Consider the following 16,191-nt stretch of genomic DNA (forward strand, 5'->3'; position numbering starts at 1 on the left):
TCAGGCCGCCTTTTTCTGCGCCGCGGCAGGCACGATATTGCTGGCCATGACTTCGCCGAAGGGTCCCGTCAATGACTGCTCACCCACAGCCTTGCCCTTGCCCAGCAACGGGAACACCAGCTCGGCGAAGCGGTACGACTCTTCCAGGTGCGGGTAACCCGAGAAAATGAAGGTATCGATGCCCAGGTCCGCGTATTCCTGCATGCGCGCCACCACCGTGGGCGCGTCTCCTACCAGGGCCGTGCCCGCGCCGCCGCGCACCAGGCCCACGCCTGCCCACAGGTTCGGCGACACTTCGAGCTTGTCGCGCCGCCCGCCATGCAGGGCCGCCATGCGCTGCTGGCCCACGGAATCCATCTTGCCGAAGGCCGCCTGCGCCTTGGCGATGATGTCGTCGTCCAGGTGGCTGATCAGTTCATCGGCCGCGCGCCAGGCTGCCTCGTTGGTTTCGCGCACGATCACGTGCAGGCGGATGCCGAAGCGCACCGTGCGGCCCCGCTTTGCCGCGCGCGCGCGGATGTCCGCGATCTTTTCCGCCACGGCGGCGGGCGGCTCGCCCCAGGTCAGGTACACGTCCATCTGCTCGGCCGCCAGTTCATGCGCGGGCTCCGACGAACCGCCGAAATACAGCGGCGGATATGGCTTCTGCACGGGCGGATACAGGGTTTTCGCGCCCTTTACCTGGATATGCTTGCCCTCGAAATCGTAGCCGGCAGCGCCGCCCTCGCCGGCCAGGGTGGCGCGCCACACCTTGATGAATTCATCGGAGATTTCATAGCGCTTGGCATGGTCGGCAAACAGGCCGTCCGCTTCCAGCTCGCCCTGGTCACCGCCCGTGACGACGTTGATCAAGAGGCGCCCGTTCGACAGGCGGTCAAATGTGGACGCCATGCGCACTGCCAGGCCCGGCGTGGACAGGCCGGGACGCACGGCGACCAGGAATTTCAGCTTTTGCGTCACGCTGATCAGGGACGAAGCCACCACCCACGCATCTTCGCAGGAGCGGCCCGTCGGCAGCAGCACGCCGTCGTAGCCCAGGGTATCGGCGGCCACGGCCACCTGGCGCAAATAATCGGCATCGACGGCGCGCGCGCCCTGCGACGTGCCCAGGTAGCGGCTGTCGCCGTGGGTAGGGATGAACCAGAAGACATTCAATGACATGATATTTGTTCCTTATTTTGCGCTGGTAGCCAGTTGGCGCGCCGGCAGCAGTGCATCCTTGACAAAGATGGGTTTCGGAATCAGCTTCAGGCTGGAAAAGGCGTCCGCCACCCTTTGCTGCGAAGCGATGACATCGACGGAGACGGGTTTCACGCCATACGCATAGCGCGAGGCGGCCAGCGCCACGACCTCCTTGCTCAAGCCCGTCTGCGTCGACAGGATCGTCGCCACTTCCTCCGGGTTGTTGCGGCCCCAGTCATCAACCTTGGCCACTTCGTCGAGCACGATGCGCAGGATTTCGGGATTTTTCTCCGCATAGGTGCGCGACGCCAGGTAAAACTGGTAGTTCGCCACCAAGCCCTTGCCATCGGCCAGCACGCGGGCGCCCAGCTGCTTTTCGGCGGCCGCCAGGAACGGGTCCCAAATGGCCCACGCGTCCACGCTGCCCCGCTCGAAGGCGGCGCGCGCATCGGCCGGCGGCAGGAACACGGGCTGGATATCGGCGTACGCGACGCCGGCTTTTTCCAGCGCTTTCAATAGCAGGTAATGCACATTCGAGCCCTTGTTCAGGGCGATTTTCTTGCCCTTCAAGTCGGCCAGGGTGCGCAAGCCGGAACCCTTGGGCACCACGATGGCTTCGCTGGCCGGCGACGCCGGCTCATTGCCGACATACACCAGGTTGGCGCCGGCCGCCTGCGCAAAAATCGGCGGCGCCTCGCCCACGGTGCCGAAATCGATGCTGCCCACGTTCAAGCCTTCGAGCAGCACGGGGCCGGCCGGGAACTCCGTCCATTTCACGCCCACGCCCTGCTCGGCCAGGCGTTTCTCCAGCGTGCCGCGCCCTTTGAGCAGGGTCAGGGTGCCGTATTTCTGATAGCCGATGCGCACCTGCACTTGCAGCTCCCCCTTGACCTGTGCGAGCGCCGCGGCCGGCATGCCGGCCGCCATCACGCCGGCGGCGGCAAACAGCAGGCCAAGAGTGGTACGGCGCGAGAGTCGTTGTGCGTGGCGGTGTGTCATGGCGGTTCCTTGGTCGATGAATAATCAGGCGGATTGATAGTGGGGTGCGTAAGGCCGGTCTTGCAGCGAGCGGGCGGGCACGGAAGCATCCGCTGGTGCTGGTGCTGGTGCTGGCGGGCGCTGTCCCTGCAGCACGAACAGACCCGTGGAGAGTTCCTCGATGCCGGCTTGCACGCGCGCGGCTATCGGCGCATCCAGGCTCAGGCCCCGTTCTTCGTGCCAGTCCAGCTGCTGCGCATTGGCGTAGATGCTGGTGAACACCTGCTTGGCGCCTAGCGCATGCAGCACGGGACGCAGCGCATAGTCGAGCGCCAGGGTGTGGGCATGGCCGCCGCCCGTGGCCAGCGGCAGCACCAGCTTGCCGGCCAGGCCATCCTGCGGCAGCAAGTCGAGGAAGGCTTTCAGCAACCCTGTGTACGCGGCCTTGTAGATGGGCGTGGCGATCACGATGGCGTCGGCATCGGCCACGGCGCGCACGGCGCGGGCTATCGCCACGTCGTCGTAGTCGGCCAACAGCAAGGCGCGCGCCGGCAAGTCGCGCACATGCAGCTTGGCGTAGCTGTGGCCCTGCAGCGCCAGCTGTTCGCCGATATGCAGCAGCAGGCGGCTGGAACTCGAGGGAAGTTGCGGGCTACCGCCCAATAACAAGATGCTCATGTGATGCCCGTGCCTGTAATTTATCGAAAGTGCGAAAGTGGAGTTGCTCGGATGCTTGCAGCCTATCGCCATCAGCTGTCCGGTAAAACGAATGCTTTCGCGCTTCGATATGCGTTTTTTGACTATCCGGCCCTGACGCCCCGCGAGCGAAGGCGGCGGTCCTCGCGCGGCTTTTTTCGCATATCCATGCGCGGTTTTCTTCGTGTACGGCGCACGTCTGGCGGTGCAATATCGGCTACATCGTCTTTCTGGAATGTCACTCATGTCTAGCGCTTTTCTCCACGCAGCCCGCCCCGTCGCTCCCGCAACCGAGCCCCTGCAAGACGCCATCAGCGTCGCCACCGCGCTGGCCGCGCGCCTGGCCGAAACGGCCAATGCCCGCGACCGGGCCGGCGGCCACGCGGCCCGGGAACGCGAATGGCTGCGCGATTCAGGCTTGCTGACCTTGTCGATTCCCGTGGAATTCGGCGGCCAGGGTGGGTCGTGGCCCCTCGTGTACCAGGTGATCCGTATCCTGGCGCGCGCCGACAGCGCGCTGGCGCATGTTTTCGGCTTCCACCATTTGCAGCTGGCGGGCTTGCAGCTATATGGCAGCGCGCAGCAGCAGCGCCGCCTGCTCACCCTCACCGTCGATGAACGCCTGTTCTGGGGCAATGCCTTAAATCCCCTCGACAAACGGGTCACGGCCGTCGACAGCGACGACGGTTTCATCCTCGACGGCATCAAGAGCTTTTCTTCCGGTTCCGTCGGTTCCGACTGGCTGACCGTCTCGGCCTGGCACGCGCCCACGCAGACGGCGCTGATCGCCGCCCTGCCCACGCGCCAGGATGGCGTGACCGTGCAGGCGGACTGGGATGCCTTCGGCCAGCGTCAGACGGACAGCGGCAATGTGCATTTCCAAGGAGTCGCCCTGCCGCAGGAATTGGTGCTGCAAGCGCCCGCGCAGGCCGCCACGCCGCAAGCCACCGTGCGCTCGCAGATCGCACAGCTGATCATGAGCAACCTCTATCTGGGCATCGCCGAAGGCGCGTTCGAGGCGGCGCGCCGCCACACGGACGAGCAGGCGAAAGCCTGGTTTGCCTCGGGCGTGGCCAAGGCAACGGACGACCCTTTGATCCAGCACCGCTACGGCCAGCTATGGCTACTGCTGCGTCCCGCGCAAGTGCTGGCTGACGGCGCGGCGCAGGACCTGGAAAAGGTGTTCCGCAAGGGCGCGCTGGTGACGGCGCGCGAACGGGGCTTGCTGGCCGTGTCCGTGGCCGAGGCCAAGTGCCTGGCGCACAAGGCGGGACTGGAAATCAGCAGCCAGATGTTCGAGCTGACGGGCGCCCGTTCCACCTCGGCCCAGTATGGATTCGACCGCTACTGGCGCAACGTGCGCGTGCATACCCTGCACGACCCCATCGACTACAAGCTGCGCGATCTGGGGCGCTTTGCCTTGACCGGCACGCTGCCCGAACCGACCGCGTACTCATAATTCACCCACCAAGGAGCCACCATGACCATCGCCCGCCGCACCATACTGCTTACCGCCCTGAGCCTCGCCCTGGCCAGCAACCTTGTCCACGCCAAGGACCCGAAAGAGATCACCATCGGCACCAGCGCCGGACCATACGCGGACCAGATCAAGCTGGGCATCAAGCCTATCCTGGAAAAACAGGGCTACAAGGTCAAGCTGGTGGAATTCAATGACTACATCCAGCCGAACTTCGCGCTGGCCGAAGGTTCGCTGGATGCCAACGTCTTCCAGCACATCGTCTACCTGAAGAAATTCGCGCTGGAGCACAAGCTGGCGCTGACGGACCTGATCACGATACCCACGGCACCGATTGCCATCTACAGCAAGAAGCACAAGACCCTGGACAACGTGAAGGAAGGCACGACGGTGGGCTTGCCAAACGATCCGACCAACCAGGCGCGCGCGTTGGTGCTGCTCGACCAGCTGGGCTGGATCAAGCTGCGCGCCAGCTTCGACCCCGTGCGCGCATCGGAAAAGGATATCGCCGTCAACACGAAGAAAATCAAGCTGCTGCCGCTGGAGGCGGCGCAGCTGCCACGCTCCCTGGGCGACACCGACTATTCCTTCATCAACGGCAATTACGCGCTGGCGTCGGGACTGAAACTGACGGATGCGCTGGTGGCCGAGAAAATCTCGCCCAACTACATCAACCTGGTAGCCATCCGCACCGCCGACAAGGACAAGCAGTTCGTGAAAGACCTGGCGGCCGCCTACCGTTCGCGCGAATTCCTCGACATCACGAACAAGCACTTTGCCGGCTATTCGAAACCGGATTACCAGCAAGCGTTGCAGACGGCCGCAAACTCAATAAGCAAATAAGCCATGGCAAAAACGATACGCTTCAACGCCTTCCAGATGAATACCGTGGGCCACCAGTCGCCGGGCCTGTGGACGCACGCGCGCGACCGCAGCCACCGCTATACCGATCCCGAACACTGGACGGAACTGGCGCGGCTGCTGGAAGCGGGCCTGTTCGACGCGGTGTTCCTGGCGGACGTGCTGGGCGTGTATGACGTGTACCGGGGCAGCCTCGATACGGCCCTGGAACACGGCGTGCAGGTGCCGCTGAACGACCCGCTGGCGCTCGTGCCCATCATGGCGCAGGCCACCACGCACCTGGGTTTCGGCGTCACCTGCGCCCTCACCTATGAACACCCGTACACGTTCGCGCGGCGCATCTCCACGCTGGACCACCTGACGGGTGGGCGCATCGGCTGGAATATCGTCACCGGCTACCTCGATAGCGCGGCGCGCAACCTGGGCTTGAGCCAGCAATTGGGCCACGACGAACGCTACGACCTGGCCGACGAATACCTGGAAGTCGTCTACAAGCTGTGGGAAAAGAGCTGGGACGACGACGCCGTCGTCAACGACAAGGCGCGCGGCATCTACACCGATCCGGCCCGCGTGCATCCGATCAACCATGCCGGGCGCCACTACCAGGTGCCCGGCATCCATTTGTGCGAACCATCGCCGCAGCGCACGCCGTTGCTGTACCAGGCGGGTACCTCGCCGCGCGGCACGCGCTTCGCGGCACGCCATGCGGAAGCCACCTTTGTCAGTGGTCCCAGCAAGACAGTCGTCAAGCGTTACGCCGACGACTTGCGCGCCGCCGTGCGCCTGGCGGGACGCGATGGCGATGCGCTGCTGATCTACGCGCAGGCGCTGGTCATCACGGGCGCCACCGAAGCGGAAGCGCGTGCCAAATACGACGATTTCCGCAGCCACGTGAATATCGAGGCGGCGCTGGTGCTGTTGTCCGGCTGGACGGGCGTCGATTTCAGCCGCTATCCGCTCGACGCCACCATCGACTACATCGACTCCCCGGCCGGCCGTTCGGCGCTGGCCTCGTTCAGCCAGGCCGACCCGGACCGCACCTGGACGGTGCGCGAGGCAGCCGAATACATCGGCCTCGGTGGGCGCGGTCCCGTGCTGGTGGGCGATGCGCGCCAGGTGGCAGACCAGCTGGAAAGCTGGCTCGACGAGACAGGTATCGACGGCTTCAATCTGGCCTTCGCCGTGGCCCACGACAGCATGGCCGACGTGGTGGCCCACATCGTGCCGGAACTGCAGCGGCGCGGCCGCTACCGCACCCATTATGAGGAAGGCAGCTTGCGCCACAAGGTCTTCGGCCAGGGCCCGCACCTGCCTGTCAACCATGCAGGCCGCCAGGTCAGCATCGCACCCGCGTCCACGCCCGCCTCTGCGCTGGCGGCCTGACGCGGCCAGTGACAAGCATTGTCATTCATGTTAGCGTGCCAGGTTGAAAACAGACCGGCCGCTACGTGCACCCTCCTTTCCTTCCCGTCCTCGTCCTCCTGGCTGCCAGCCACATCGCGGCGCACGCCGGCACGCAGGCGGATACACCTGCCGAAGCGCCGGCCGACGCCATGCGGGACCTGAGCTTGCGCATCGCCTGACGCACCGTAGGCGTTTGCATCCAGCTCCGTTCCATGTCAGCATACGCCACCTTGGCAACACGGAAAAGGATCGCAATGCCCCTCACATCACCACGCGCGCTACTCCTGGCCTTGCTGCTGGCCAGCACCGCCGCCCAGGCGCAAGCACCGACGCCGGGCTGCGATGTCTGCGCCACCTGGAATGCTGACCAGGCGCCGTTCCGCATCTTCGGCAATACCTATTACGTGGGCGTGAAAGGCCTCAGTTCCGTGCTGGTGACGTCGCCGCAGGGCCACGTGCTGATCGACGGCGGCTTGCCGGAATCGGCGCCAAAGATCATCGCCAATATCGGCTCGCTGGGCTTTCGCGTCGAAGACGTCAAGCTGATCCTCAATTCGCACGGCCATATCGACCATGCGGGCGGCCTGGCCGAACTGCAGCGACGCAGCAATGCGCTGGTGGCCGCCAGCCCGTCGGCCGCGCTGGATCTGGCGTCGGGCGAAGTGGGGCCGGACGATCCGCAATACCACGCACTGCCCAAGTACCCGCCCGTGAAGGACATGCGCCTGGCGCGCGACGGCGGCCAGTTCAATGTCGGCCACGTCAATCTGACGGCGCATGCCACGCCCGGGCACACGCCCGGAGGCCTGAGCTGGACGTGGCAATCTTGCGACGGCCCCCGCTGCCTGAACATGGTGTACGCGGATAGCCTCAACGCCGTCTCGCGGCCCGGCTTCAAGTTCAGTGCCAGCAGCGAATATCCGCACGCGCTGGCAGATTTACGCCACAGCTTCGAGACCCTGGAAAAACTGCCTTGCGACGTGCTCATTTCGGCGCACCCGGAAGCGTCGCAATTGTGGGAGCGGCTGGAAGCGAGCGTCACGGGCGGCAGCGATGCCTTTATCGATCCGCAGGCATGCCGCGCCTACGTGGCTACGGCGCGTATCTTGCTTGACGCGCGCCTGGAACAGGAAAAACAACCGTGAATTTGCCAGTGACCTTGTCAACCGTGCACGCTGGCTTGACGCCAATCTGCTACGCTGGCGCCATTCATTTGAAGAAGGAAATGCCATGTTCAACCTCGCCAGACTGATTCCCCTCGCCGCCATCGTCGCCATCACCGCCGGCTGCGCGCAAACGCCCGCACGCAGCGACGCTGCCGCCGCCGCGCCTGGCGCCACCTCGCCCGCCAAGCCGGCGCCGAAGCTGGCGGGCACGCAGTGGAAGCTGAAGGAATTGAAGGGCAAGCAAGTGGTGCGCAAGGCGCCTGAACAGCGCGAAGTGACCCTGCTGCTGGCCGAAGGCCGCGCCAGTGGCCACAGCGGCTGCAACCAGATGATGGGCGGCTACACCAGCGATGGCATCAGCACCCTGGCCTTCTCGCAGCTGGCCGGCACCATGATGATGTGTCAGCCGCAGGACATGGAACTGGAGCGCCTGCTCTTGACCACCCTGGGCGAAGTCAATGGCTACCGCTACGCCGACCAGGAATTGCTGCTGCTGAAGGATGGCGTGCCCGTGGCCCGTTATGAAGCGCTGACGGTGAAGTAAAAGCCGCACTCCCGCGTTTCAAGAGTGCCTGAAAAACGTTCAAGGCAAGGCGCAGCGCCGCCATGGGCGTTTTCTCGGCCACTCTTCAATCGTTGCGCATCTGCGCCTGCGATACATTGCTGTTCGCCGGCACGCTTTGCGTCAGCCACACATTTCCCCCGATGGTCGATCCTGCGCCGATGGTGATGCGCCCCAGCACGGTTGCGCCCGCGTAAATGACCACGTCGTCCTCGACGATGGGGTGGCGCGGCGTGCCCTTGATCAGCGCACCGGATGCATCGGCAGGAAAGCGCTTGGCGCCCAGGGTGACGGCTTGGTACAGGCGCACGCGCTGGCCGATGATGGCCGTCTCGCCGATCACCACGCCCGTGCCATGGTCGATGAAGAAGGACGCGCCGATGCGCGCGCCGGGGTGGATGTCGATGCCCGTCAGGGTATGCGCGATGTCGGCGATCAGGCGCGCCAGGAACGGCGCGCCCAGCGCATGCAGACGGTGCGCCAGGCGGTGGTACAAGATGGCGATGGTGCCCGGATAGCACAGCATGATCTCGGCCACCGAGGTGGCGGCCGGGTCGCCTGCGTAGGCGGCCTGCACGTCCGACACCAGCAAGGCGCGGATGTCGGGCAGGCTGGCGGCAAAGGCGCGCGTGATGTCGCGCGCCTGCTGCGCCAGCGCCGCATCGTCGCTGGCGGCATCTTGCTCCTCACCGGCCGGCACAGAAAATAGCAGGCCGCGCCGCACTTGTTCGCTGAGGCGATTCAGGGTGGTGTTGAGGGTGTCGCCGACAAAATAGTCGATGCTTTCGTCCGTCAGGTTGGGACGCCCGTAATGCGTGGGAAACAGGGCTGCCGACAGGCCGTTGACGATGGTGGTGAGCGCTTCGCGCGACGGCAATTCGCGCACCCTGCCGTTATGACGGATCTTGTGCTTGTCTTCGCGCGAGCTGCGCAAGGCCTGGATCACGGGCCCCAGATTCCACTGGGCCGTGTCGTCGGCGGGCGCTGCGGGATCAATGCTGTGCATGGCGTATCACTTCCAAAAATGGCAAACAGGCCGGGTCGCCCTAGCTTAGCGGCCAGGCACCGCGATTCAAACGAAGAATTTCAAGGTTCCATATGCGAAAATCGCATATGAATGGCAAACAGCACAGCGCCAAACCCGATTGTTGCCACTAGCGTAAAATGACGGACTAACAAAAACACTCTTCAACATGACTAAATTATTAACCTGGATTTTGGCGGGCCTGGCGATGGTCGGACCGCTTGCCATTGACACCTATCTGCCGTCGTTCCCCGCCATCGTCCACGATTTCAATGCCAGCCCCTTGCTGGTGCAGCAAACCCTGAGCTTTTTCCTGTTCACGTTCGCCTTCATGATGCTGTTTTACGGCACCCTGTCCGACTCGTTCGGCCGCCGTCCCGTGATTCTCGTTTCGCTGGTGCTGTATGTGATCGCCTCCGTGGGCGCCGCGCTGGCGCCGTCGCTGGGCTGGCTGCTGGCCTGGCGCGTGCTACAGGGCCTCTCGGCCGGCGCCGGTTCCGTGATCGGCCGCGCCATCGTGCAAGACCGCTATTCGGGCGCCGCCGCGCAGAAAATCCTCTCGCACATCATGATGGTGTTCGCGCTGGCGCCGGCCATCGCCCCCGTGCTGGGCGGCTGGCTGCAGGTGGGCCTGGGCTGGCGGGCGATTTTCTGGTTCCTCACGGCGTTTGGCGTGCTGATGTTCATCGTCGTCTGGCGCGCGCTGCCGGAAAGCCTGCCTAAGGAACAGCGCCACGCCTTCCACCTGGGCGACATCGCCGTCAATTACTGGAAAGTGCTGTGCCATCGCCAGTTCCTGCTGCTGTCGACGGCCATCGGCGCGGCCTTTGGCGGCTTCGCCCTGTACATCGGCTCGGCCGCCTACTTCATCATCAACATCCTGCATCTGCCGGAGACGGCGTTCGCCTGGCTGTTCATTCCCCTGATCAGCGGCATGGTCTTCGGTTCGGCCCTGTCGGCGAAAATCGCCCACCGCTACAGCCAGCGCCAGATGATCTGGGCCGGCTTCATCCTGATGCTCGTCGCCGCGCTGGCCAACATCGGCTATAACTATGTCTTTGCCGCCGAAGTGCCATGGGCCGTGCTGCCCTTGTTCTTCTACTCGTTCGCCCTGTCGATCGCCATGCCGCCGATGACCCTGATGGCCCTGAACCATTTCCCCAACAACAGCGGCCTGGCGTCGTCGATGCAATCGTTCATCCAGATGTTGCTGTTCGCGCTGGTGTCGGGCCTGGTGGCGCCGCTGCTGTTCGACAGCGCGCTGAACCTGGCGTATGGCGTGATGGCGGGATTGCTGGTGAGTTTGCTGTGCTGGGTGTTTGCGCAGGGTAAAGCTAACGCGTAGGTCGGATTAGCGCAAGCGCGTAATCCGACATCACCCGCCAACCACGTTGTCGGATTACGGCCAGGGCGCGGGCGTCACATCCAGGTATTGTGCCCCGCCCTGCTCCGGGGCCGGTTCCGCCGCATCACGCGCGACCGGCTGGTTCAACGGCCCGGCAGGCGAACGCAAACTCAACAGCTCTTTGCGCGCCTCGACGAAGTCGGCCGAACTCAAGGGATGTTGCTGATCGGGCCAATGGCTGACAGCCCATTCCTGCAAGGTTTCAAAGCGTCGCCACAGTTCGGCGATGAATTCGCGGCGCGCTTCTTCCTGTGCTTCCTCCTGCTGCGGCGTCTTCCCGGCGCCTTCCCCGATAGGTACTGGCATGGCTGCTCCCTGGCTGATCAATCGTCCTGTCAGCCTACGCAGGGACCAGCCAGGCGTCTGTTCGCGAACGAACACAGGATTTATTCAAGCATCTTGCGGAAGCCCACGGCCAGACGGTTCCAGGTATTGATGGAGCCGATGGCCAGGGTCACGTTGACCATTTCCGCCGGCGTCAATTGCTCTGCCAGCGCCGCATAGTCTTCGTCCGACGCATGATTTTGCGGCAGCAGGGTCAGCGCTTCCGTCCAGGCCAGCACGGCCCGCTCGCGCGGCGTGAAGAACGGCGTTTCGCGCCAGACGGACACGGCATACAGGCGGCGCTCCGTTTCGCCCGCCTTGCGCGCGTCGCGCGTGTGCATGTCGACGCAAAAGGCGCAGCCATTGATTTGCGAGGCGCGCAGGCGGATCAGCTCGAGCAGCGAGTGTTCCACGCCCAGCTTGGCGATGGCCGCTTCCAGCGCATACATGGCCTTGACGGCGTCCGGCGAAGCTTGTGTGAAATCGAGTCGTTGCTGTGTCATGATGCTTCCTTGATAGAGTAGAGAGGCACTATTGTAGAAGCGCGAGTAGCGCGCGCGGCAGGCCAATCCTGCCGAAAAACGGCAGACCACCATTAGATACTCCATGGAATTACATATCCTGATCGATGGCACGCGCGACCTGGGCGGCCAGCTGTATCGCCAGCTCAGCGAGGCCATCCGCTCGGGCCGCCTGGCGGACGGCCAGCAATTGCCGCCATCGCGCCTGCTGGCTGGCCAGCTGGGCCTGTCGCGCAAGACAGTCTCCGATGTGTATGAGAAGCTCGCTTATGAAAAGCTGCTGATAGGAAAGGTCGGCGTGGGCAGCTTCGTGCAGACGCCGCACGCCTCGCCGCAGCCCCGCCACGCCAGCACCGCGCTGGCCAGCGCCGAGCGCATCGCCCGCTGGGAAGCGACACCCACGCCCTTGCGCCAGGCCAGCCAGGAAACGCCCGCGCGCTACGCATTCATCGGCGGGCGCGCCACGCCCGCCCACTTCCCGCAAGATGAATGGCGCGCCTGCATGCTGCACGCGCTGCGCCAGGATGGTCAGGCACGCGGCCGCTATGGCCCTGTCGCCGGCTTGCCGTCCCTGCGCGCGGCGATCGCCGGCCATGCCGCCTTCAGCCGCGGCATCCATTGCACCGAGGAGCAAGTGCTCGTCACCAGCGGCGCGCAGCAGGCTTTGCATCTGCTCGCGCTTACCCTGCTGGAGCCGGGCGACACGGTTGCGGTGGAAGAACCCGGCTACCCCGTGGCGCGCGCCGTATTCACCAGCCAGGGAGCGCGCGTGGTGGGCGTCGACGTAGACGAGGATGGTCTCATCGTCGCGCAAATCCCCGACGGCACGCGCTTGATCTATGTCACGCCTGCACATCAATTTCCGCTCGGCATGCCGATGAGCATGGAGCGCCGCCATGCCTTGCTGGAGCGGGCGCAGCAGTTGGGAGCCATCATCATCGAGGACGATTACGACAGCGCCTTTCGCTACGAAGGCCGGCCCGAGGATGCGCTGCAAAGCATGGACCGCTATGGCGTCGTGGCCCATGTGGGCAGCTTTTCCAAGATCATGCTGCCGGAATTGCGGCTCGGTTATGTGGTGCTGCCAGAAACCATCGTGGCCGCCATGCAGACGCTGAAATACCTGAGCGATTGCCATACGGCCAGCCTGGGCCAGCATGCACTGGCCAAGTTCATCGGCGATGGCCACTTGCTGCGCCATATACGCCGCTGCCACGACATTTATGCGGGGCGGCGCGAACGGCTGCAACACTGGTTCAACGGGCCGTTGTCGCCGTGGTTCCGCCTGGTGCCGGCCAGCGCCGGCTTCCACGTGGCGGCGCTGGCCCAGACGCCGCTCGATATCGCCGCATTGCTAAGCAGGGCGCGCCGGGCCGACGTCAGCCTGTATGCGCTATCTGGCTTTTACCATGGCCCCGCCCGCCATGAAGGCCTGTTCCTCGGCTATGGCGCCATCGACAGGCTCGATATCGACACGGCGCTGGCCAAGGTACTGGCTATCCTGCAAGAAATCGCTCCCCTCCCCCTCAGCGGGGTTGCCAACGATAGTGCCCCGTAATCGGATAACTGAACAAAATATTTTCCTCGCGCGCGCCCTCGCCAATGTTGTGGATGATGAGCGGCACGCCGCTCCACGACCGCTTGTCGCTGACGATGCCGATGTGCGTGAGGTTGCGCGGCAGGCGCCAGGTGACGATGTCGCCTGCGCGGTAAGCGTTCGCTTCCTTGCTTGGCTTCAGGCTGCTGCCGTGGCGGGCAAAGTACGTACCCAGGTTCGGCACGCGGCGGTGGTCGATATTGCGGTCCGGCCCCTTCATCTGCCAGCGTCCCTGCTGCTGGTACACCTGCCACGCCTTGCGCATGTCTTCGTGCACCAGCACCTGCAAATCCTGCCCCAACTGGCGATAGGCGCGCACGACCACGTCCGTGCACACGCCCCGCTCAAGCGGCACGTCGCCGCCCGGATACGCGAGTCGTTCGTAGCGCGGGTCGTATTGCAGGGTCACGCCCACCTGGCTGCGGGCGGCGGCGACGAGGGCTTGCGCGGTGGTGGCAGGAGCGGCCGAGGCCAGCATGGGCGCGAGGACAAGCGCCAGGAGGGAGAGCAATTTGATTGGCATCAACGTCAGTGGTCGAATGGAAATGCCAACTTTACCGCAGCGGCAGAGAAAACGTCGGACGCTTAGATGGCGGCCAGCTGCGCCAGGTGCGCGGGGAAATCCACGACCGGTCCCGCCGCATTGACGGTCTCAGAATAATCATGCCAGCCCGTGGCGGCGATGCCGGCCAGCAAGGCGTCCAGTGCCGCCTCGTCCGGGAAGCGCCAGACGGCATAAAATTGCTGGGCAGACGCATGCAGCTTGCCGCCATCGATGGCGCCCATGGCCAGCGCTTCGGCGCCGATGCCCGACAAGGCTGCCATGCCGGCGCCCACCGTATCGAAATACGCCCGGCGCGCGGCGCCATCGAGGATCAGCCAGGCGGGTTTCGGGCTGTACAGTTCTAGCAAGTAATGCATGCTTACTCCTTGGGTCAGGTCTCGTCAGGCCAGCGAGCGCTGGGCCCGTTTGCAGATGCGTGCCGTGGCGGCATTGGGACTTTCCTGTAACCATTGCATGCACAGGCTGCGTACCCAGTCCGGCTGGCTCTTGGCCGCATCGTTGAGCCAGTTGGCCACGGAGTCCTGCACGTAGACGGCCGGGTCCACCCGCAGGGGCTGCAGCAGGGGCAAGGCCAGCTGCGGCTCTTCTTTTAGCTGTGCAATATGCGCGCACCACACGCCGCGCGGGCGCAGCGCTTCGCAGGCAAAGCGGCGCACTCTTTCCGACGGGTCCGCCGTCCACGACGCCAGCAGCGCGATGGCGTCAAGCAGATGCGCAGCGAGCCGGGGCCGCAGCGCCAGCCAGGCCCATTCGCGCACGCCGAAGTGGCCATCGTCGGCCAGCGGGCGCATGGCTGCCAGCTGTTGCGGCAAGCTCCATCCCGCCTGGGCGGCGATGGCAAAGCAGGCCCAGCCCCGCACCGTGTCGGATGGGTGCGCTTGCAGCACAGCCAGGTCGGCATTGGCCTCCAGCAGCAATTGCGCCGCCAGCGCCATGCGCTTGGTGATGCCCGCTGCGGCCTGCGCGCGCATCTGTTCCAGCCGGGCGGCGCCGATATCGGGTACGGTCGCAGCCAGCAGCTGGGTGAAATCGATGGCCAGCCCTTCGGTCAGGGTGGCGCTGGCCACGCTGCCCGCGTTCAGCAGAGCCAGGCGCGCGGGAACAATGTCGGCCATGCCACGGCTCATGGTGCGCCCTGCATTTCGTTTTTATCCGTCTTGCGCCAGGCTTTTTCCAGCAGCGCACTCAGTAACTGCATTTCGTTTGCCGTGAAATCGGCGAACAGGCTGGCGATCCATTGCGCGTGTTCATCGACCAGGGTCGCTGCAGCCATCGTGCCCTTGGGACTCAGGCGCACCAGCAGCTTGCGCCGGTCGAACTGGTCCGCGTGGCGCATCAGGAAACCGTCGCGCTCCAGGCCGTCGAGCAAGCCCGTGATGGTGCCGCGCGTCACGCCGGCCCGCTCGGCCAGTGTGTGCGGCGAGAGTCCCTCGGGCACGTCGCGCAGCAGGCACAGCAGCACAAACTTACCTTCCGACAAGCCATGGCGGCCCAGGCGCGTGGCACAATCGCCATCGATGGCCGACGCCAGGCCCAGCACTTCAAAGCACAGGCGCAAGCGCACTATGGATGCCGGCATGTCCGGACCGAGCGCGCGGCGCTGCACGTCGCCCAGCAAGGCCGTGTATTTTTGTTCGAGTTTTATCATATGGCGCAATATAATATGGCGCCATACTAAATGTCAAATGGAAAGCCATGATGGTTTTCCCATCGCCTCAAAGGCGGGCTTTATCCCTCGCCCAGGCGATGATGGACTGCGCATCGATGGCGCCCGGCTGGCGCGCCACTTCCACGCCCTTGCGAAACAGGGCCAGGGTGGGAATGCTGCGGATATTGAAACGGCTGCCCAGCTCTGGCGACGCTTGCGTATTCACCTTGACGACGCGAAACGCGGGCTCCAGTGTCTTGGCGGCCTGGACATAGAATGGCGCCATGCTGCGACACGGACCGCACCACGGCGCCCAAAATTCCACCAGCACAGGGATGTCGCTGCGTTCGATATGCTTGAGGAAACGGGCGCTGGCCAAGTCCACCGGCTGGCCCATGAATAAATCCTTCTGGCACTTGCCGCAGGTAGGCTGCTCGCTGAGGCGGGCGGGCGGCAGGCGGTTGACGGCGTCGCAATGGGGGCACACGATGTGCAGAGAGTCTGGCGTGGTCGAGGTCATGGCATTCCAGGGAAGCGTAGCGTAAAGTTATCGAACATTTTACGGTGTATCGTGCAGCCCCGTCGGCACGCTGGCGGCACTTTTGCACATAGTCAACTATAGTGCGCTGGAGCGGCGCGCACATTGCCAAGCCGGCCGAGGAAAAAAAAGGTTCTTCGCGTTTGGTGGGGGAAGATGGACTTGACGTTTTTGCTGGAAGGGGGTGGCAGCGAGGGTTTTGAATTGGTAAATTGATGTCGCCAAACAAAACAATTACCTTAC

Annotated in this window: 19 protein-coding genes; 8 read left to right on the top strand and 11 right to left on the bottom strand. The window is 64.4% G+C overall.

Annotated features, from left to right (window positions below):
- Genes ssuD through ssuE form a run of 3 tightly spaced genes read right to left on the bottom strand, consistent with a single transcriptional unit; the run spans position 1 to position 2,838 of the window.
- On the bottom strand, positions 1-1,161 hold the full coding sequence (gene ssuD / locus ACP7DE_RS16600; RefSeq protein ID WP_426073123.1) for an FMNH2-dependent alkanesulfonate monooxygenase: 1,161 nt from the start codon (positions 1,159-1,161) through the stop codon (positions 1-3).
- A gap of 12 nt (positions 1,162-1,173) precedes the next feature.
- Positions 1,174-2,181, bottom strand: coding sequence for a sulfonate ABC transporter substrate-binding protein (locus tag ACP7DE_RS16605; RefSeq protein ID WP_426073124.1), 1,008 nt, complete (start codon positions 2,179-2,181; stop codon positions 1,174-1,176).
- 24 nt (positions 2,182-2,205) lie between these two features.
- Positions 2,206-2,838 (bottom strand): NADPH-dependent FMN reductase, encoded by a 633-nt coding sequence (ssuE, locus tag ACP7DE_RS16610; RefSeq protein WP_426073125.1) that lies wholly within the window; start codon positions 2,836-2,838, stop codon positions 2,206-2,208.
- A 262-nt stretch (positions 2,839-3,100) separates the two neighbouring features.
- On the opposite strand from ssuE, the gene ACP7DE_RS16615 reads away from it, so the two are divergent.
- The 6 genes from ACP7DE_RS16615 to ACP7DE_RS16640 all read left to right on the top strand — a co-directional run bounded on the left by ACP7DE_RS16615 (position 3,101) and on the right by ACP7DE_RS16640 (position 8,308).
- Positions 3,101-4,315 (top strand): acyl-CoA dehydrogenase family protein, encoded by a 1,215-nt coding sequence (locus tag ACP7DE_RS16615; RefSeq protein WP_426073126.1) that lies wholly within the window; start codon positions 3,101-3,103, stop codon positions 4,313-4,315.
- A gap of 21 nt (positions 4,316-4,336) precedes the next feature.
- A complete protein-coding gene (locus tag ACP7DE_RS16620) occupies positions 4,337-5,176 on the top strand; it encodes a MetQ/NlpA family ABC transporter substrate-binding protein (protein WP_426073127.1) in 840 nt (279 codons plus the stop codon).
- A 3-nt stretch (positions 5,177-5,179) separates the two neighbouring features.
- A complete protein-coding gene (locus ACP7DE_RS16625; RefSeq protein ID WP_426073128.1) occupies positions 5,180-6,577 on the top strand; it encodes an LLM class flavin-dependent oxidoreductase in 1,398 nt (465 codons plus the stop codon).
- 65 nt (positions 6,578-6,642) lie between these two features.
- On the top strand, positions 6,643-6,777 hold the full coding sequence (locus ACP7DE_RS16630) for a hypothetical protein (protein ID WP_426073129.1): 135 nt from the start codon (positions 6,643-6,645) through the stop codon (positions 6,775-6,777).
- A 75-nt stretch (positions 6,778-6,852) separates the two neighbouring features.
- On the top strand, positions 6,853-7,743 hold the full coding sequence (gene bla / locus ACP7DE_RS16635) for a subclass B3 metallo-beta-lactamase (protein ID WP_426073130.1): 891 nt from the start codon (positions 6,853-6,855) through the stop codon (positions 7,741-7,743).
- Between the two features lie 85 nt (positions 7,744-7,828).
- Complete coding sequence (locus ACP7DE_RS16640) at positions 7,829-8,308, top strand: META domain-containing protein (protein WP_426073132.1); 480 nt, start codon at positions 7,829-7,831, stop codon at positions 8,306-8,308.
- An 85-nt stretch (positions 8,309-8,393) separates the two neighbouring features.
- Here ACP7DE_RS16640 and epsC read toward each other — a convergent pair whose 3' ends face one another.
- Positions 8,394-9,332: a serine O-acetyltransferase EpsC gene (gene epsC, locus ACP7DE_RS16645; protein ID WP_426073134.1), complete on the bottom strand. Its 939-nt coding sequence runs from the start codon at positions 9,330-9,332 to the stop codon at positions 8,394-8,396.
- Positions 9,333-9,519: 187 nt separating this feature from the next.
- On the opposite strand from epsC, the gene ACP7DE_RS16650 reads away from it, so the two are divergent.
- A complete protein-coding gene (locus ACP7DE_RS16650; protein ID WP_426073135.1) occupies positions 9,520-10,695 on the top strand; it encodes a multidrug effflux MFS transporter in 1,176 nt (391 codons plus the stop codon).
- A gap of 54 nt (positions 10,696-10,749) precedes the next feature.
- On the opposite strand, the gene ACP7DE_RS16655 is transcribed toward ACP7DE_RS16650, so the two are convergent.
- The gene (locus ACP7DE_RS16655) at positions 10,750-11,061 is read right to left on the bottom strand and encodes a hypothetical protein (RefSeq protein ID WP_426073136.1); all 312 of its coding nucleotides are present in this window, start codon (positions 11,059-11,061) and stop codon (positions 10,750-10,752) included.
- 80 nt (positions 11,062-11,141) lie between these two features.
- Positions 11,142-11,582 carry a carboxymuconolactone decarboxylase family protein gene (locus tag ACP7DE_RS16660; RefSeq protein WP_426073137.1) on the bottom strand — a complete coding sequence of 147 codons (441 nt, stop codon included), beginning with the start codon at positions 11,580-11,582 and terminating at the stop codon, positions 11,142-11,144.
- Positions 11,583-11,685: 103 nt separating this feature from the next.
- On the opposite strand from ACP7DE_RS16660, the gene ACP7DE_RS16665 reads away from it, so the two are divergent.
- The gene (locus ACP7DE_RS16665) at positions 11,686-13,158 is read left to right on the top strand and encodes a PLP-dependent aminotransferase family protein (RefSeq protein WP_426073138.1); all 1,473 of its coding nucleotides are present in this window, start codon (positions 11,686-11,688) and stop codon (positions 13,156-13,158) included.
- Here the strand turns inward: ACP7DE_RS16665 and ACP7DE_RS16670 are convergent.
- From ACP7DE_RS16670 to trxC, 5 genes are all read right to left on the bottom strand, one after another.
- On the bottom strand, positions 13,127-13,720 hold the full coding sequence (locus ACP7DE_RS16670) for a DUF1287 domain-containing protein (RefSeq protein ID WP_426073139.1): 594 nt from the start codon (positions 13,718-13,720) through the stop codon (positions 13,127-13,129). The two genes, ACP7DE_RS16665 and ACP7DE_RS16670, sit on opposite strands and share 32 nt — an antisense overlap.
- 62 nt (positions 13,721-13,782) lie before the next feature.
- Positions 13,783-14,118 (bottom strand): DUF6616 family protein, encoded by a 336-nt coding sequence (locus ACP7DE_RS16675; RefSeq protein ID WP_426073140.1) that lies wholly within the window; start codon positions 14,116-14,118, stop codon positions 13,783-13,785.
- 24 nt (positions 14,119-14,142) lie between these two features.
- Positions 14,143-14,877 carry a HEAT repeat domain-containing protein gene (locus ACP7DE_RS16680; RefSeq protein WP_426073141.1) on the bottom strand — a complete coding sequence of 245 codons (735 nt, stop codon included), beginning with the start codon at positions 14,875-14,877 and terminating at the stop codon, positions 14,143-14,145.
- Between the two features lie 8 nt (positions 14,878-14,885).
- Positions 14,886-15,407 carry a MarR family winged helix-turn-helix transcriptional regulator gene (locus tag ACP7DE_RS16685; protein ID WP_426073151.1) on the bottom strand — a complete coding sequence of 174 codons (522 nt, stop codon included), beginning with the start codon at positions 15,405-15,407 and terminating at the stop codon, positions 14,886-14,888.
- Between the two features lie 70 nt (positions 15,408-15,477).
- On the bottom strand, positions 15,478-15,930 hold the full coding sequence (trxC, locus tag ACP7DE_RS16690; protein ID WP_426073142.1) for a thioredoxin TrxC: 453 nt from the start codon (positions 15,928-15,930) through the stop codon (positions 15,478-15,480).
- Positions 15,931-16,191 lie beyond the last annotated feature (261 nt).

It is taken from the genome of Janthinobacterium sp. DSP2-3-3 (assembly GCF_049897325.1).
Lineage (GTDB): Bacteria > Pseudomonadota > Gammaproteobacteria > Burkholderiales > Burkholderiaceae_D > Janthinobacterium.

What these genes read in the sequence shown, in the direction of transcription:
- ACP7DE_RS16660 (WP_426073137.1), bottom strand. Translation starts at nt 11,582, where the DNA reads ATGACACAGCAACGACTCGATTTCACACAAGCTTCGCCGGACGCCGTC.
- ssuE (WP_426073125.1), bottom strand. Translation starts at nt 2,838, where the DNA reads ATGAGCATCTTGTTATTGGGCGGTAGCCCGCAACTTCCCTCGAGTTCC.
- ACP7DE_RS16620 (WP_426073127.1), top strand. Translation starts at nt 4,337, where the DNA reads ATGACCATCGCCCGCCGCACCATACTGCTTACCGCCCTGAGCCTCGCC.
- ACP7DE_RS16675 (WP_426073140.1), bottom strand. Translation starts at nt 14,118, where the DNA reads ATGCATTACTTGCTAGAACTGTACAGCCCGAAACCCGCCTGGCTGATC.
- ACP7DE_RS16625 (WP_426073128.1), top strand. Translation starts at nt 5,180, where the DNA reads ATGGCAAAAACGATACGCTTCAACGCCTTCCAGATGAATACCGTGGGC.
- ACP7DE_RS16650 (WP_426073135.1), top strand. Translation starts at nt 9,520, where the DNA reads ATGACTAAATTATTAACCTGGATTTTGGCGGGCCTGGCGATGGTCGGA.
- ssuD (WP_426073123.1), bottom strand. Translation starts at nt 1,161, where the DNA reads ATGTCATTGAATGTCTTCTGGTTCATCCCTACCCACGGCGACAGCCGC.
- epsC (WP_426073134.1), bottom strand. Translation starts at nt 9,332, where the DNA reads ATGCACAGCATTGATCCCGCAGCGCCCGCCGACGACACGGCCCAGTGG.
- bla (WP_426073130.1), top strand. Translation starts at nt 6,853, where the DNA reads ATGCCCCTCACATCACCACGCGCGCTACTCCTGGCCTTGCTGCTGGCC.
- trxC (WP_426073142.1), bottom strand. Translation starts at nt 15,930, where the DNA reads ATGACCTCGACCACGCCAGACTCTCTGCACATCGTGTGCCCCCATTGC.
- ACP7DE_RS16640 (WP_426073132.1), top strand. Translation starts at nt 7,829, where the DNA reads ATGTTCAACCTCGCCAGACTGATTCCCCTCGCCGCCATCGTCGCCATC.
- ACP7DE_RS16615 (WP_426073126.1), top strand. Translation starts at nt 3,101, where the DNA reads ATGTCTAGCGCTTTTCTCCACGCAGCCCGCCCCGTCGCTCCCGCAACC.
- ACP7DE_RS16655 (WP_426073136.1), bottom strand. Translation starts at nt 11,061, where the DNA reads ATGCCAGTACCTATCGGGGAAGGCGCCGGGAAGACGCCGCAGCAGGAG.
- ACP7DE_RS16665 (WP_426073138.1), top strand. Translation starts at nt 11,686, where the DNA reads ATGGAATTACATATCCTGATCGATGGCACGCGCGACCTGGGCGGCCAG.
- ACP7DE_RS16605 (WP_426073124.1), bottom strand. Translation starts at nt 2,181, where the DNA reads ATGACACACCGCCACGCACAACGACTCTCGCGCCGTACCACTCTTGGC.
- ACP7DE_RS16680 (WP_426073141.1), bottom strand. Translation starts at nt 14,877, where the DNA reads ATGGCCGACATTGTTCCCGCGCGCCTGGCTCTGCTGAACGCGGGCAGC.
- ACP7DE_RS16670 (WP_426073139.1), bottom strand. Translation starts at nt 13,720, where the DNA reads ATGCCAATCAAATTGCTCTCCCTCCTGGCGCTTGTCCTCGCGCCCATG.